The 16,501-nt window shown below is 59.1% G+C and carries 11 protein-coding genes and 1 pseudogene; 8 read left to right on the top strand and 4 right to left on the bottom strand.

Features of this window, described 5'->3' with window-relative positions:
• Positions 1-36: 36 nt before the first annotated feature.
• Entirely contained in the window at positions 37-1,257 is a 1,221-nt protein-coding gene (locus tag ACJ8PE_RS05795; protein ID WP_099783091.1) for an NADH:flavin oxidoreductase/NADH oxidase family protein, read from the bottom strand.
• Positions 1,258-1,327: 70 nt separating this feature from the next.
• Here ACJ8PE_RS05795 and ACJ8PE_RS05790 point away from each other — a divergent pair, with 70 nt between their 5' ends.
• From ACJ8PE_RS05790 to ACJ8PE_RS05755, 8 genes are all read left to right on the top strand, one after another.
• Positions 1,328-1,735: a MerR family transcriptional regulator gene (locus ACJ8PE_RS05790; protein ID WP_089194745.1), complete on the top strand. Its 408-nt coding sequence runs from the start codon at positions 1,328-1,330 to the stop codon at positions 1,733-1,735.
• A 300-nt stretch (positions 1,736-2,035) separates the two neighbouring features.
• Positions 2,036-4,477 (top strand): glycogen/starch/alpha-glucan phosphorylase, encoded by a 2,442-nt coding sequence (locus tag ACJ8PE_RS05785; protein ID WP_442536724.1) that lies wholly within the window; start codon positions 2,036-2,038, stop codon positions 4,475-4,477.
• 1 nt (position 4,478) lies between these two features.
• Positions 4,479-5,366, top strand: coding sequence for a hypothetical protein (locus ACJ8PE_RS05780; RefSeq protein ID WP_227414466.1), 888 nt, complete (start codon positions 4,479-4,481; stop codon positions 5,364-5,366).
• Positions 5,367-5,378: 12 nt separating this feature from the next.
• Positions 5,379-6,614: a PP2C family protein-serine/threonine phosphatase gene (locus ACJ8PE_RS05775; RefSeq protein ID WP_046898360.1), complete on the top strand. Its 1,236-nt coding sequence runs from the start codon at positions 5,379-5,381 to the stop codon at positions 6,612-6,614.
• 27 nt (positions 6,615-6,641) lie between these two features.
• Complete coding sequence (locus ACJ8PE_RS05770) at positions 6,642-6,983, top strand: STAS domain-containing protein (protein ID WP_089194747.1); 342 nt, start codon at positions 6,642-6,644, stop codon at positions 6,981-6,983.
• 25 nt (positions 6,984-7,008) lie between these two features.
• Positions 7,009-7,461, top strand: a complete 453-nt coding sequence (locus ACJ8PE_RS05765) for an ATP-binding protein (RefSeq protein WP_197760509.1) — start codon at positions 7,009-7,011, stop codon at positions 7,459-7,461.
• Between the two features lie 40 nt (positions 7,462-7,501).
• A complete protein-coding gene (locus ACJ8PE_RS05760; protein ID WP_122003829.1) occupies positions 7,502-9,382 on the top strand; it encodes a diguanylate cyclase domain-containing protein in 1,881 nt (626 codons plus the stop codon).
• 4 nt (positions 9,383-9,386) lie between these two features.
• A complete protein-coding gene (locus tag ACJ8PE_RS05755) occupies positions 9,387-11,165 on the top strand; it encodes an EAL domain-containing protein (protein ID WP_197760508.1) in 1,779 nt (592 codons plus the stop codon).
• Between the two features lie 11 nt (positions 11,166-11,176).
• Here the strand turns inward: ACJ8PE_RS05755 and ACJ8PE_RS05750 are convergent.
• The 3 genes and pseudogenes from ACJ8PE_RS05750 to ACJ8PE_RS05740 form a co-directional block, all read right to left on the bottom strand.
• Positions 11,177-13,365: pseudogene (locus tag ACJ8PE_RS05750) on the bottom strand (glycoside hydrolase family 2 protein).
• The gene (locus tag ACJ8PE_RS05745) at positions 13,362-16,052 is read right to left on the bottom strand and encodes a hybrid sensor histidine kinase/response regulator (protein WP_197792388.1); all 2,691 of its coding nucleotides are present in this window, start codon (positions 16,050-16,052) and stop codon (positions 13,362-13,364) included. Before ACJ8PE_RS05745 ends, ACJ8PE_RS05750 begins: the two are co-directional and overlap by 4 nt.
• Positions 16,049-16,501: a Globin gene (locus ACJ8PE_RS05740; RefSeq protein WP_197760505.1), complete on the bottom strand. Its 453-nt coding sequence runs from the start codon at positions 16,499-16,501 to the stop codon at positions 16,049-16,051. Before ACJ8PE_RS05740 ends, ACJ8PE_RS05745 begins: the two co-directional genes overlap by 4 nt.

Below are 16,501 nucleotides of genomic sequence, written 5' to 3'. Positions count from 1 at the left end.
CCCCCCCCCCCCCCCCCCCCCCCCCCCCCGCGGTCATTAACGTTGCCGTAACCAGGCATGATAGCGCCGCAGAGTGCGGCGGGTGCGCCATCGATCGATGAGCAGCGACCACAGCGGTGAATAACGCACGTTGCGCGTCCGATCGCGGCTCAGGGCGTGCATGCGGCGCTTGATCAGCGCCATGCGGGCGAGCAGCGTCAGCGTTTTGTCGCGCCATTTTACCGGTCCGGGCAGCGCATGAGGGGCTTCACCGGTTTGCCAGCGGCGCGGCAGATCGGGAATTTCCGCCATGGCGGTGGCGATGCCGACCACCGCGACGCCGCTGTTCAGCACCCGTTGTGCCACCGACGGGCGGGCGATGCCGCCGGTGGTCATCACCGGCATGCGCGCTACTGCGGCGAGATCGCGGGCGAAGGTCAGAAAATAGGCTTCGCGCGCCAGGGTGCTGTCGTCTGCGGCTTCCCCCTGCATCGCCGGGCTTTCATAACTCCCGCCCGACAACTCCACCAAATCAACCGGCAGTTCGTTGAGCATCAACAACACCTGTCGGGCCTCGTCCGGCGAAAAGCCGCCGCGCTGAAAATCGGCTGAATTGAGCTTCACCGCCACGCAAAAATCTGGCGAGACACGCTGGCGCACCGCGCGCACCACCTCCAGCAGCAGACGGGCGCGATTCGTTAGTTCGCCCCCCCAACGATCGCTGCGCTGGTTGGCCAACGGCGACAAAAACTGGGAGATCAGGTAGCCGTGCGCCGCGTGGATCTGCACGCCGGTAAACCCGGCCTTTTCGGCGGCGTGCGCGCTGGCGGCGAAGCGGGCGATCACCTCGGCAATCTGCGCTTCGCTCATGGCCTCCGGCTGCGCGAACGCCTTGCTGTACTTGCCCATCGCCATCGGGATGGCGGAGGGCGCCCAGGCGTTGCCGCCCATGTTGGCCATCACCTGACGGCCCGGGTGGCTGAGCTGCATCCATACCTGCGCGCCTTCCTGGCGCGAGGCCGCCGCCCAAGTTTTGAACGCCTCGAGCGGCGTATCCTGTTCCAGCACCACGCCGCCGGGGCCGGTCATGGCGCGTCCGTCGATCATCACGTTGCCGGTGATGATGAGGCCGGCGCCGCCGATACCCCAGTGGCGATACAGACGCCATAGCGCGGGGCCGGGCAGTTGGCCTTCATCGGCCAGATTTTCTTCCAACGCGGCTTTGGCCAAACGGTTGGGTAAGCGGCTGCCGTTGGGCAGAATCAGCGGGGTAAACATCGGGTACGTTCCTGTCGCAGGGGGAATGGCGCTATACTAGGTTTAAAGTTAACTTTAAGGTCAATAGGGCATGAAAATCGGAGAGTTGGCGGAGCGCGCCGGCATGGCCGCCTCGGCGATACGTTACTACGAACAGCAGGGTCTGCTGCCCAAAGCGGTGCGCGGCGTTAACGGATATCGGGTGTATAGCGAAAGCGCGCTGGAGCGGCTGCACCTGATCCAAATCGGCCAGAATCTGGGGTTCTCGCTGCAGGCGATCCGCGGGGTATTGGCGCTGCAGGGCAGCGCCTATCAGGATGGTTTGATACAAGGCGTCGACAGCCGGCTGGCGGAAATCGAGCGGATGATGGCGACGCTGAACGAGCAGCGTGAGACGTTGATGGCGACGCGGCGCATTCTGTTGGAATCCGGCGTGGCGGGGTTGTGCCAGGTCAAAAATGAAAAGCTGGCCGGCGGGCTGCCGCCCTGCAAGGCTTAGCGGCGTTTAAAGGCGGAGCGCCCGGCCTGTGCGGTGAGCACCTTTCGCCCCGGATGCCGGGCGGGTTCAGTTTTAACCGCCATGTTTCCTATATCCGCAGCCGCGCCCACATCCCCTTGGCTTTCCCCATTTAAATAGCGGGAACCGCCTTAATATAATTAACATCCATACCATTTCATTTTGAATTAAAAATAAATCCGGTAAAAAAAAGACATTATAAAAAAAGGCGCTAGAATTTATCTGATACTTATTGCCGTTTAACGAATATATCGTTAAACATCATTCCTGAAAGGAAGTGCAATGAAATCCAAGCAGCCTGTAGCCAATGCGCCGAGCGTTAGCGAATTGAGTGCGCAAATTGAAAATAACCTTAAATATCAACTCTGTGTGACCTTGCCTACGGCAACTGAAAGCGACGTTTTCAATGCGGTGGCGCTGACCGTCCGTCATTATCAATATGATGATTTTCTAATTTCGCAACAAAGACAGCGGGCGGAGAAAAAGAAACGCCTTTATTATTTGTCGATGGAGTTTTTATTAGGCCAGTCATTGTGCAATAACCTGATCAATACCGGCTTGTTGAAGAATATGCAGCGTGCGGTCACCGAACTGGGATTCGATTTCGAGCGCATTGTGGATGAGGAACCCGACGCGGCTTTAGGCAATGGCGGTCTGGGCCGTTTGGCCGCTTGTTTCATCGACTCGATGGCCACATTGGATATCGCCGCCTCCGGGCACGGTATCAAATACGAGTATGGGCTTTTCAAACAGGCAATCCATGACGGCAGGCAAATAGAACAGCCGGATGACTGGCACTCTACGCGCTCGCCGTGGCTGGTAGAGCATCATGCCCAACAAATGCTGATCCCGATCGGCGGCCGCGTTGAACATGGCGAAGACGCCGAAGGCAACTATAACCCGATGTGGATGGACTGGCGGATCCTCGTCGGGATCCCGCACGACTATTTCGTTTCCGGTTATCAGGGCTCGGCGACCAATAAGCTGCGCCTTTACAGCGCGCTGGCTTCAGACTCCTTCAATATTCATATCTTCAACCGGGGCGACTATATCAAGGCGGTAAGCGAGAAAATCGCCTCGGAGAACATTTCGAAGATTCTCTATCCGGCCGATGAAGCTCTGACCGGCAAGGAGCTTCGTCTCACGCAGGAGTATTTCCTGGTCGCTTGCACTCTGCGCGATGTGCTGGCCGATTATGCGGGGGAAGAGGCATCTATCACGGCACTGCCGGAGCGGGTGGCGATCCAGCTCAATGACACCCATCCGGCCCTGGCGGTGGCGGAACTGATGCGTCTGTTGGTCGATGAGCACCAACTGCCGTGGGAGCAGGCTTGGGACATTACGCAGCGAACCTGCGCTTTCACCAATCACACGCTGATGCCGGAGGCGCTGGAAACCTGGTCGGTGAGCCTGTTTGAAAAACTGCTGCCGCGTCATCTGCAGATCGTTTATGAGATCAACCGACGTTTTCTGGCGCACGTCGCCGCGCGATGGCCCGATAAGCCGCAGTTATTGCCGTCGCTTTCCCTGTTCGCGGGCGATAACGACAAGAAGATGCGGATGGCTAACCTGGCGATCGTCGGCAGTCATCGGGTTAACGGCGTAGCGAAACTCCATTCGGAGTTGATCAAGAAAAGCCTGGTGCCGGACTTTTATTTTATCTCGCCGGAAAAATTCATTAACCAGACCAACGGCGTAACGCCGCGTCGCTGGGTGCAGCAGGCTAACCCGCCGCTGGCGGCGTTTTTGCATCAGCATCTGGGTGACGAATGGCCGACGGATCTGCAGCAGTTGGCGGGGCTCGAGAAATTGGCCGACGATATTGGCGCGATCGACGAGATACGCGCGATAAAACGTGCGAATAAGGGCGCCTTATGTCGATTAATCGCACAGCGTCACGGCATACAACTCGATCCGATGGCGATGTTCGACTGTCAGGTGAAGCGGATCCACGAATATAAACGCCAGCTGTTGAATATTCTGCACGTCATAGATCTTTATCTGGAGATCAAAGAGGGCGGTAAGACTATCGCGCCCAAAGTGCATCTGTTCGCCGGCAAAGCGGCGCCCAGTTATGCGGTGGCCAAGCTGATCATTCAGCTGATAGGCGCCGTGGCGCAGCGCATTAATCAGGACTCTCGCGTCGGCGGCCAGCTGAAAGTGGCTTTCCTCGAAGACTATAAGGTTTCACTGGCCGAACATATCATCCCCGCGACCGACCTGTCCGAGCAGATATCGACCGCCGGCACCGAGGCCTCGGGCACCAGTAACATGAAATTTGCCCTCAATGGCGCACTGACCATCGGCACACTGGATGGAGCGAACATCGAAATCCGCGATGCGGTTGGGGCGGATAATTTCTATCTGTTCGGCGCCACCGCCGAGGAAATCGACGATATCAGACGCCATGGCTATCACGGCGGCGATCATTATCTCAACAACCCGCGCATTGCGCGCGTGGTGGATTCGCTGACTTCGGGCCTGTTCGCGGCCGATAACGAGCTGTTTGCGCCGTTACGCAATATCCTGCTCACCGGCGACTATTTCTGCCATCTTCAGGACTTTGAGAGTTATCGGCTGGCCCAGCAGCGGGCGGCGGCCGATTTCGATGAGCCGGGGCAGTGGCACCGTCGCGCACTGTTGACCATCGCGCGCATGGGCGGTTTTTCCAGCGATCGCACCATTCGCGGCTACGCCAGGGATATTTGGGGGATGCATTACTGACATGACCACCCGTTTATTTCGGCGCCTGTCCCCGCTTGCCGGCTGTTTGTTCAGCGTTTGCGGCTGGGCGGCGGACACCGTGCCTAACCAGCCGGCGGTAAGGGTATTCACCAGCCCCTGGGCGCGTCTGTTTTCGGGCAGCGAGTCATCTTTTTCCACGGCGCTGACCTACAACTCGGATTTGGCTCGTCATCCGGTTTATGTGCCGACGGGACGGGACGCTTCCGAGATCCATGATAAATACAACCAGCGCCTGTTGCTGAGCATGCAGTATTCACCGATGAGCTATTTTTTTGCCAACATGACGGTGCGTGTGCCGCTGCAGGACACCAATAAATACAGCACCGACTTCGTGTACAGCTTTGGTTACGATGACTGGCATCCGGGCACCTTCAGCCTGGTGTACGGCAACTACAGCGAGGATAACCATTTTTATCCCGCTAGCGGCGCCAGACATACCTACTTCGAGCGGGGAGCCTGGACTTTCGCTTATAAATTCAGCTTGCCGGGCAGCCTCGAAAAACACTTGCTGATCAACAAAGAGGACGCGCTGATTTGCCAGGTGGGGTATAGCTATGTCCCGCGTTACTATTCTCTGGCCGACAGCGGCATCAAGCGCAATAAAAGCTCGTTGTTGGCCAGCTGCGGTTACACGCTGCTGCAACACTATTTCCTGCGCGTGTCGTCGTTTTATTATCCCGATAGCCGGCAACAGCAGCCGTGGGATTACGATTACACCTACAGTATCGGCTATGTGTCCAGCTATTTGCCGGGCGCGGTTTCCGTGCATTACGACAACTATTCCGGCACGCGCTACCCGTGGCGCAGCGATGCCAATGCCAATTTTCGTCGCGGGACGATCAACCTGAGCTGGACGCTCCCGTTTTAAGCGAGTGTGACTGTGGAACCGACGGACAAAGACAGCGCGTTCTCTCTGACTATCCTGATCGTCGATGACTCCAGGAGTTACCGACACCTGCTGGGCAGCATGCTAAGTAAATGGGGCTACCGGGTGCTGGAGGCGCAGGACGGCGTACACGCGCTGGCAATGTTGGAGACGCAGAACATCAACGCCGTCATCAGCGATTGGGAAATGCCGCAAATGGACGGTGTGGCGCTGTGCCGTCAAATTCGCCAGCGTGACTTCGGCCATTACATTTATGCCATTTTGGTGACTGCGCGCCAATCGATCGACGATCTGGTGCAGGGGCTGGAGTCCGGCGCTGACGATTTCCTTTCCAAGCCGGTCAATCAGAGCCAGCTGCGCGCCCGGCTGCATGCCGCGGAACGCGTCCTGACGCTGGAAAGCACGCTGGCGGTGCGCAACCAGCGCCTGAGCAGCGCCTACCAACAGATTGAGCAGGATCTGCAGGCCGCCGCGCGATTGCAGCGCAGCGTGTTGCCGTCGGCATCGCTGGCGTTCAGCGGTTATCAGGCGGACTGGATGTTTTTGCCTTCCGCGTACGTTTCCGGCGATCTGCTGAACTATTTTGCGCTCGATAGCCGTCATCTGGCGTTCTATTGTATTGATGTCGCCGGCCATGGCGTCAGCGCGGCGATGCTGTCGCTGGCGGTGGCCAGAGAGTTTCTCACCGGACGGATCGATGAGCGATTGCTGATCGTCGACGGGAACATCGTCGCGCCACATCAGGTGGTCGCTGCGCTCAACCGGCGTTTTTGCCTGGATAACGAAGAGATCACCAGCTATTTCACGCTCATCTACGGTTTTATCGACACGCAAACCGGGTTGGGCGCGCTCTGTCAGGCCGGGCACCCGACGCCGTTCATTATCCGTCAGGACGGCGAGCTGCGCACCGTCGGCCTCGGCGGCGTGCCCGTAGGGCTGTTTCCGCAGTCGGAATATCAAAGCAGCGAGTTTTGCCTGGCGCCCGGCGAACGGCTCTATCTTTACAGCGACGGCATCAGTGAATGTGAGAACCGCGCAGGCGAGCTTTATGGGGAAACGCGGCTGCAGCAGTTGCTGATCGCGCAGCGTAGGCAGCCGCGCTCGGCCGTTTTCCAATGCGTTGAGCGCGAGCTGGTGAGTTGGAGCCAGCCGGAGTCCGACGGGCTCGCAGAGTACGGCCGTTTCTTTAATGACGATATTTCGCTGGTGGCGATAGAGCGCACCGCATAACTCCCGACAACATCGATGAGGAAGACTATGAATTTTGAAATGCACACCGAAAATGACATTGAGATCGTGGTGCCGCTGGTGCGTCGTCTCGACGCCTCCGTCGCGCTGGCGTTCAAGCAACAGGTGCTGGAAGTGATCGAGCGTCATGGCCATCACGTACTGCTCGACTTCAGCCGGGTCGATTTCATCGACAGCAGCTGTTTGGGCGCCCTGGTGTCAATACTCAAAACGTTGAACGGGAAAGGGGAGCTGGTGCTGTGTTCGTTGAACGGCAATATCCAGCACCTGTTCAAACTGACCCGCATGGACCGTATTTTTACCATCGGCGCCACGCGTCAGGACGCAATGAACATCCTCGCCCGCGAATAGTGCGGCGCTTTGCCGGGAGGCTTTGATGGAGACTGCCACCACCGCGCTGCGCCTGGGCGCGACGCTTGAGAACCTCGAGACGTTGAGCCGTGCCTTCCAACGTTTCGTGGCGCCGTTCCCGCTTGATCCCGCGGCGATATATCAGCTGGATTTGGCGGCCAGCGAGGCATTCAGCAACATCGTCCGGCACGGCGTCGATTACGACGCTCGGCAAACGATTGAGGTGACTATGTCACTTTCTTCCGGCGCAATCACTCTAACGCTCTTCGATACGGGGCGTCCGATACCGGCGGACATTCTGCAGGCGGTGGCGGATAAGCAACGGTCGTTCCCCGAGCCCGGCGCCCTGGAAAATTGGCCAGAAAGCGGAATCGGATTGATACTGATTTATTCCATGATGGACAAAGTTCGTTACCGTACCGCCGACGGACGCAACGAGCTGATTCTGACTAAAAATACGATGGGCGAGCGAACCTGAAAGGCGGGACGCGCCCGTTGGAGACGCTACAGGAGTCAACATGCTCGAGCCATGCTTCCCCGAAAACGAAGCCGAACGCCTGTCGGTATTGGATTCGCTGAACGTGCTGGATTCGAACTCAGTAGAAAAGCTGGATCGCATCACGCGGCTGGCTGCGAAATATTTCGGTGTCACCATTGCGCTGGTGTCACTGATCGACCGCGATCGTCAATGGTTTTTATCACGCTATGGCCTGGATGTCCGGGAAACGCCGCGCAACATCTCGTTCTGCGGCCATGCCATCCTGCAACGCGAAGCGATGGTGGTGCCCGATACCGCGCAGGATCCGCGCTTTTTCGATAACCCACTGGTGGTCGGTGGCCCGCGCATCGGCTTCTACGTCGGGCAACAGCTGCTGTCCCTCGACGGGTTGCCGCTCGGCACGCTATGCATTATCGACAGTCACCCGCAGCCGTTTCCTCAAGATAAACTGGCCGACCTGCGTGACTTCGCCGCGGTGGTGGAAGAGTATCTGCAGAGCATCGAACGCAACGTCTATACCGAAAACCTGAAATCCGATCTGCAGCGCACGGAGGCGTTATTCGAACAGACTTTCTCTCAGGCGGCGGTGGGCATGGCGCTGGTTTCGCTGCAGGGGTATTGGCTGCGGGTCAATCCGCGCATCTGTGAAATGCTGCAATACTCCGAGCGCGAGCTGATGGATCGCACCTTTCAGGACATTACCTATCCGCTCGATCTCAACACCGATCTGGAAAAACTGCAGCAGTTGCTGAGAAACGAGATCGACACCTACTCGCTGGAGAAACGCTATTTCCGCGCCGATGGCACGATCGTGTGGGTGGAACTGACGGTGGCGCTGAATCGGCTGCCGAACGGCAAGCCGGATCATTTCATCTCGGTCATCGTCGACATCAGCGAGCGCAAGGCGGCGGAGGCCGACCTGTATGCCTTGCAGCATGAGCTGGAAGAACGCGTCGAAATTCGTACGCATGAGCTTAACGTGGTGGTCAAACAGCTTAACGAAGAGATAGAAACCCGGGTGCTCGCCGAATCTCAGCTCAGTGCGGAAAAAGAACGCCTGCGCGCCATTACCGACAATATGCCGGCGTTAATCAGCCAAATCGACGCCAATGAACGCTACCTGTTCGCCAATAGCGCCTATAAGACCTGGTTTGGTCTGGAAGAGGCTAGCCTGCAGGGCATGACGGTGCGCGAGTTCATGGGAGAAAGCGTGTATCAGATGGCTAGGCCGATGATCGCGCGGGCTTTGGCGGGCGAAATGGTCAGCTTCGAAAACGAATTGCAGACCCAGCAGGGGCTGCTGATGATCCATACCACGCTGGTGCCGTGCGAGGCTCAGGGTTTTTACATTCTCTCCATGGACATCACCGAGTTGAAGCGGCTGCAGCAACGATTGGAATATGACGCCACGCACGACATGCTGACCGGGTTGACCAACCGCCGCGCATTTCTGCGCCGGTTGTCGGGCACGTTGCAAGTCTGCTGTCATCAGCGGCAGATGGCCCTGTTGTTCATCGATCTCGATGGTTTTAAGGGCATGAACGACAGTTACGGCCATGACTTCGGCGATCTGATCCTGAAGACGTTCGCCAAATTGCTCAGCGCTTGCGCCGACGAACGGCACAGCGTCTCGCGCCTGGCCGGCGACGAGTTCACGGTGATCTTGTGGCCGCTGACAGCGCCGCGGCCTGAGGTCAGCGCGTTTTGCGAAAAGGTGTTGGCAGAGCTGGCCGGTATTTCGCAGATCGGTCAGCAGAAGGTCTGCCTGTCCGCCAGCATTGGCGCCGCTATCTCTGCGAGTGGGGACGTAACGCCGGAAATGCTGCTGGCCAGCGCCGACGGCGCGATGTATCAGGCGAAATCCGCCGGCAAAGGCACTTACGCCATCTGTGAGCTATGAGCCAATGTTACGACATCTCAGTAAGAATGAAGACGAGCGCCTGGCGGCCATCGATGCGCTGGCGGGGTTGGGCGCCGGCCATGACGACGCGATCCATCAGGTGCTGACGATCACCCGCAAGCTGTTACAGGCCGAGGGTTGCCTCATTTACCTGCACGGAACGCGCAAGATTTGGATCCGCGAGCACATTGACGTCGGGTTCGAGGAGATCGATTTCGTCAGCCCCTTGTTCAATTTCGTTCGTCTGAGCGGCGAGGCGTTGATTTGTCCGGACACCCATGCGGATGAACGCTTTGCCTCGGATCCCATGGTCAACGGCGCCGCGGCGATCCGCCACTGCGCCGCCATCCCGCTGTGCACCCGCGAAGGCTATACGATCGGCGCGTTCTGCCTCGTGGGTTCGCAGCCAAAGCATCTGACTCGCCGTCAGGTCGAACTGCTGCGCAGCATGGCCACCATCGTCGGCGAGCTGATCGAAGCGCAGAGTGAGATCGGCCTGGTCGATGCCATCACTCGCTTGCCCAATCGACAGCGGCTGATGGGTGAACTCGGCAATTTACCGGACACGGGCAAATACGCGTTATTGCTGTTCGATACGATAGATATCCAATACGCCTACGAGATGGCGCGTTCTTTCGGCCTGTCTACGGTAGAGTTACTGCTGGGGGATATCAGCCATTTCCTGAAAGAGACGTTTCTCAGTGAGCGCATGCTGTACAGCATCGCGCCCGGACGTTTCGCCGTCATTATCGAGGCGCAGCACATGCCGCAGGCGAAGCGCGATCTGTTGCGTTGCGCCGACCGTTTGCATCACGAAGTGAGAGGCGCCGTGCCGCTGCGCCTGGAGCTTAATGCCGGTTATGCGTTGTTTTCCGCGCCGCATGCCGATCCTCCCGAGATTTTGCGCCAGGCGACCAGCGCGCTGCATGATTCGATCGACGAGGGGCGAGCCGTCTCCCTCTATAGCGAGCCGAAGGATGCGGCGCGCAAGCATAATTTCAATATTTTTAATGAGTTGGCGCAGAACCTGAAGGAAAATAATCGCGGGCTATTTTTGGAATACCAACCGCAGATTGATTTGGCGAGCGGCAGGATCGTCGGCGCGGAAGCATTGCTGCGTTGGCGGCATGAACGTTGGGGGGCGATCCCGACGGGGGAGTTCATTCCGCTGGTGGAAAATACCTCGCTGATCAAACCGTTGACCGAGTTTGTCATCGCGCAGTCGATTGAACAGTTGTTGTTGATGCGTGAAGCGGGGATCGCGTTTCCCATCTCGATCAACGTGACGGCCGGCAATCTGGCCGAGCGGCACTTTGCGGCGCGGTTGAATGAAGCCATCACCCGGCGCGGGCTGCAGGCGGGGGACATTGAGATAGAGTGCCTGGAGTCGCAACGCATTCAGGAAAGCAGCGCGGCGTTGGCCTGTCTGCATGCGCTCAAGGCCAACGGGCATCGCATCGCGCTGGATGATTTCGGCGCCGGCTACAGCAATTTAAACTATCTGCGCCATATCCCCGCCGACGTCGTCAAACTGGACGCCTCCCTGGTAAGACTGCTGAAGAGCGATGCGGAAAGCCGCATCATCGTGCAAAGCATCATCGATATGTTGCATAAACTCAACTATGAAGTCTTGGCGGAAGGGGTGGAAGACCTGGAGTCGCTCCACTACCTGACCGAGTATCGGTGCGATGTCGTACAGGGCTTCTATTTTTCACCGGCGGTGACGTTGGAAAAGCTGTGCGCGCTCGTCGACATTCACGGGCAGCAGCGGCGAAATGCCTGAGGCAGCGCCGCTCATGGCGCGCCAACCGGAAATCGCCGGCGATTCTCACCCAGGCGCAGGCCATTACTGTCCGTCAATTCCGTCACCACCTGCAGAGGCAGCGTCGAGCGCGGCGTGAGGTTGAGCTCCTTTAATTTACGGCCGCTGTCCGCCGGCAGGTCGAGCTTCGTCTCGCCGCGAGCCAGTTCGTGCTCCCCCTGCGTCACTCGCCAACGCAGCGTGGCGGCGGGGTAATCTTGCCAGCGATCGTTGATCGCCCACAGGCCTATCTTGCCGCTTTCTCCCGTTCGCCAGTTGAGCGAGAGAGGCTCAATGGAGGGCAGTACCGGCTGATAGGCGCGTTGCAAGGCGTAGTAACCTGTTTTGGGATGGCGCTGATAGTCGATGACCGCCCAGTTGATTGAAGGCCAGGTCTCGCTGAACATGAACTGGAACAGGGCGGCGACCGGCTGATAGCGTTGACGCCGATAGCTTTCCGCCGCCAGCTGAATGCCTTCCGCCTGATAGCGCTGGGTGTTGGCGATAAAACTCTCGATCGTGGCGCCGCGCGACAGCTTGGCCAGCCCGAAAGCCTGCTCGGGCTGGAAATTGTGATACTGCCAAACCTTCCAGCCCGGGTCGTCAGGCGAGGTGCTGGCGGGCCACAGGTGCGCCGCCGGAATGATAGTGCGCAACGTGGCGAGACGAGGCAGCGCCTGCGCGCCAAATTCGCTGATGATCGGACTGGTCGCTGGCTTGAGGAAATCGGCAATCGTGCCGAAATACCAGCCCTGCCAATAATGCTCCGCCACGGTAGACCAACGATGCACGATGCGGCTGCGATCTTCGCTCAGTGCGTCCGCCACGCGGTGCGCCAACCGACGGTTGAGCGTGGGCGTCCAGTCGGTAAACCGCTGTTTCATCCACGGCGCGTCGAAAGGCGGCTCATTTTGCCCGGCCCACACGATCACCGAAGGGTGGTTGCCCCGTTGTTTCAGCAGGTCGCCGGCCTGGCGCGCCGCTTCGGCGGCGAAGGCTTCGCTGTCGTCATACCCCCATTGCAGCGGCATGTCTTGCCACAACAACATGCCCAGCGCGTCGGCCTCGCGATACAATGCTCGGCCGGCCACGTGCCCATGCACCCGCACCGCGTTGATGTTCGCCGCGCGCATCAGCAGCAGATCCCGGCGATAAAATAAAGCGCAGCGGTCATGCTGCCGAGCCACGGTGAACCGATATAGTTGGTGCCGCGAATAAACAGGCGGCGGCCATTGATCGTCCAGCCGTGACCTGAGGTCAGCTCACGGACTTCTCTCAAGCCGGTCTGTGCGGTGCGCCGATCCAATATCCCTTCGGTATCGGACAGCGTTGCCTCGATGCGATACAGATTTTGCGCCCCATGGCCGTACGGCCACCAGAGCGCGGCGCCCGGCATCGGCAGCGAAACGGCGAGCGGCGCGCCGCCGGTCAATACCACGCGGCGGGAAAGGTGATAGCTTTTGCCGGTGAAGTTAAGCGGCGTCAGGCGCAGGGTCAGGCGCGCTTTTCTTGGCCGATTGACCCGATAATCGAGGCGGATGTCCAGCGCCGGCTTCTCCAGTCCCTGGCGCCAATCGGGCAGCGCCGTAAGATTGTCGATCGCTGCGCCGCGGCTGAGGCGAAGCGTGACGGGTTGCCAAATGCCGCCTGAATTGGCGTCCTGGCCCTGCGGCGACCAGGCGCCGCCGGGGCGGGTATCGTGCTGCGACAGCACGCCTTTAATCGCGCGCTTGTGCAAGGGCCAAACGCTGCCGGGACGCTCGAATGGGCTGTCCACCCTGACCAGCAGGTGGTTTTCGCGGCGAGCCGCGTGGGTCACATCTAACTGGAAACGTTGAAAATAGCCCTGATGCTGGCCGACAAAGCGTTGGTTGAACCATACGTCAGCGCGATAATCGACGCCGTCGAAAGTGAGCGTAGCCAACCGATCTCGGGTGAGATGCGGCAGAGTGAATGTCGTGCGGTACCACAGCGCGCCCTGATGGTCGACGCCGTCGCTGTACCAGTTCGCCGGTACTCGCAAGGGGCGCCAGTTCGGCGTCAGGTGCTGCCGGTCGTCATGGGGCGGGTTGGCGTTCTGGTATTGCCAGATGCCGTCGAGAGAAACGCTGCGCGGCGTCTGGGCAAGGGGGCTTGACGCGCAAACCAACAGCCCCAGCGAGAGCCAGATTCTTGTCTTCATGTTGCCTCCACGATGGCGAGCAGCGCGTCGCGTAACTGCCGGCTCAGCGGCGCTAACTGCGACTGCAGTGGGGGAATCGACGCGAGATCGCGGGCGCCGGCGGCCTGCTCAATGGCTTGCAGACAGGGCACCAGCGTCGAACCGGCAAAGTGCAGCGTTTCTCCTTTGAGGCGATGCGCACAGCGTTTGATCTCGTCGCATGCCCGATCGTCGATCGCCGTTTGCAGGGCTTGCAGCAGCCCAGGCAGTTCGTCGATAAACATCGTCGCCAGTTCGTTGAACAGGGCCGGATCGTTGTCCAACTGCGCGAGCGCGAGCGGGTAGTCGAAGGCGGCTTCCGGCGCGGGCGCCGCGGCGACGACCTGCGTAATTTCTTCGGCCAGTTTGTCCAGCAGGATAGGCTTGGCGATATAGCCGTCAAAGCCGAGCTGCAGGCATTTCTCTCTGTCGCCTTTCATGGCGTGAGCCGTCATGGCGATGATCCGCTGTGTCGGTTCGCCCGGCGGTTGCCGCCGCTCCGCCTGACGAATCACCTGCACCGCTTCGATGCCGCCCATCTCCGGCATCTGCAAATCCATTAAAATGACGTCGTAGCGCGCGGTTTTCAGCCGAGCCAGCGCCTCGACGCCGTTGCCGGCCAGCTCGGCGCTGTGCCCCAGCTTGCCGATAAAGCTGAGCGCCAGCTTTTGGTTGACCGGATTATCTTCGGCGATCAGCAAATGATAATGGGGCGACTTGGCGCTCACCGCCGGCGTGCGGGCAACTGGCGCGATGAGGGCCGTTTTCGGCAGCATCGGCACCAGCGCTTGTTCCATGGCGGCAAACAGTTCCCCGGCGTCGATGGGTTTGGTCAGGAAAAAGGAAACGCCCACTTTTTGCAGCACCGCCTTATCGATACGGCTTCCCGTCGAGCTCAGCATGATCAGCGTGCAGTGCCGCAACGACGGGGTGGACATGATTTCCAGCGCCAGCGCCATGCCGTCCATTTCCGGCATTTGCGCATCCAGTAGCACCAGCGGGAAGGGCGCGCGGCTGTTCATCAGCGCCAGCGCCTCTTTCCCCGAACCGACGGTGACGGGCCTCAGGCCCATATTGCGCAGCAGATCGGACAGCAGCCGCAGGTTGGTGGCATTGTCGTCTACTACCAGCACCTCGATGCTCGCCAGCGTCTGCGGCCAGCCGACGCTTTCTCTGCGCGCGCCTGACAACACCGGCAGTGAAAAATAGAAACAGCTGCCGCGTCCGGCGTCGCTGTCTACCTGCAATTCTCCCCCCATCATCGCGACCAGCCTGGCGGAGATCGTCAGCCCGAGACCGGTGCCGCCGTATTTTCTCGTCGTCGAGTTATCCGCCTGGCTGAACGATTCGAAAATGACTTTCTGCTTGTCTTTAGCGATGCCGATACCGCTGTCGCGGATGCTGAACAACAAACGGTGCGCATCGTTGACCACCGGTTCGATACGCAGCACCACTTCGCCTGCAGGCGTAAATTTGAGCGCATTGCCAATCAGGTTGGTCAAAACCTGGCGCAACCGCAGCGGATCGCCAAAGATCTTGTCGGCGACGTCAGGGTGGATATCCACCAGCAGCTCGACGTTTTTTTCGGAGAACTTGGGCGTCAGCGGGCGGGTGATCTCCTGCACCAACGGCCGCAGAGAGAAGTCCTCCGGATCCAGGCTGATCTTGCCCGCTTCGATTTTGGAGAAGTCCAAAATATCATCGATAATTTTCAACAGCGCGCGCGCGGAACTGTAAGCCATTGAGATGTAGTCGCGCTGTTCCTGATTCAACTCGGTCTCAAGACAGAGTTGGGTCATGCCGAGAATGCCGTTCATGGGCGTGCGAATTTCGTGGCTCATATTAGCGAGAAATTCGCTTTTCGCCAGGCTGGCCGCTTTGGCCATCTCAACCGATTGGCGGGATGAGGCTTCCGCTTCTTTGTATTCCGTAATGTCCTGCAGGGTGCCGATCGCCCGTTGTACTTCGCCTTTAAGCCCTTGTTGCACGATCTGGCCCTGCAGCGATACCCAACCGTACCGCTCGTCTGCGCGCTGCACTTTCACTTCGCAGGCGAAAATCGGCAAGATAGCCTGGTTCGCCTGACGGATACACTGAGTGAAATGCGCCAGATCGTCGGCCGGAAAGGCCTGCGCCCACAGTGAGCCGGAAAGCGTCGAATGCGTGCGGGGAATTTCCAGCAATAGCAGTAACGCGTCGTTGACCTGCAATTCGTCGGTCGCTAAATCCCACTCCCAAATGCCGATGCGCGAGGTTTCCGCCGCCAGGATAAAATCGCTGTGCAGCCGCTGTTCGGCCTTGATGACGTCGGCATAGCGGCTGATATCGGTGTGGGAGCTGATCACGCCGCCTTCCGGCGTTCGCTGGTGCTGGATATACAGGGTGCGATCGGTTATCCGTCTCACCTCGTAATGGTCTGGCCGGCGGTAGTTGGCCAGTAAGGAAGCCGCCATGCGCTTTTGGGCTTCGTCATGCAGCGCCGGATAGCTGATATCGATCATCTTGCGCAAGACGTCGGCGAGCGTAAGCCCGACGCTCAGCCAAGGTTCCAGCCCCGGATAATAATCGTTCACGCGCCGGTTCCAGTAGACCAACCGCTCTTCGGCGTCATAAATGGCCAGCGCGATAGGCGGGGCGTTGAGCGCGGAAAGCAGCGTCGGCTTGTTCATCCCGGTAGCCCCGACTGCGCGGCGGGATTGTGATGCAGTTCGGCCTGACGCCGCATGAACTCGAGCCCCGGCGCCAGCACGATGGCCCACGCGGTCAGGATCTCTTCATCGCATTCAGGATCGAGGTCCCGCACGGTTTGCAGCACGGCTTTGCGCCACAGCGCATAAATCGACGGCGGCAGGTTGAGGCCCTGCGGGCTGCCTTCCTGCGTTACCTGTACCAGGTAATCCGCCACGATATGCGTGTTGGCGACCGAGAGCATGTAGAAAAAGGTTTTATAGATGATTTTCTGCTTTTCCAGCCGCTGGGCGATGCTGCCCGGTGAATTGAGATCCTCGGTGCTGCCGATAAACAACGCGTAGAAATGGGCGAAGAACCGATCGCCTTTATCGCCCTGAGTGATGCGGCTGTAGCTGTTATTGAACAGCTCTTCATAGTTAACCCCCAT

The organism is Serratia sp. CY74737 (assembly GCF_052166775.1).
Taxonomy (GTDB): domain Bacteria; phylum Pseudomonadota; class Gammaproteobacteria; order Enterobacterales; family Enterobacteriaceae; genus Serratia; species Serratia ureilytica.
Note: the sequence above shows the minus strand (reverse complement) of the source record. Positions and strands in the feature narration are given on the sequence as shown.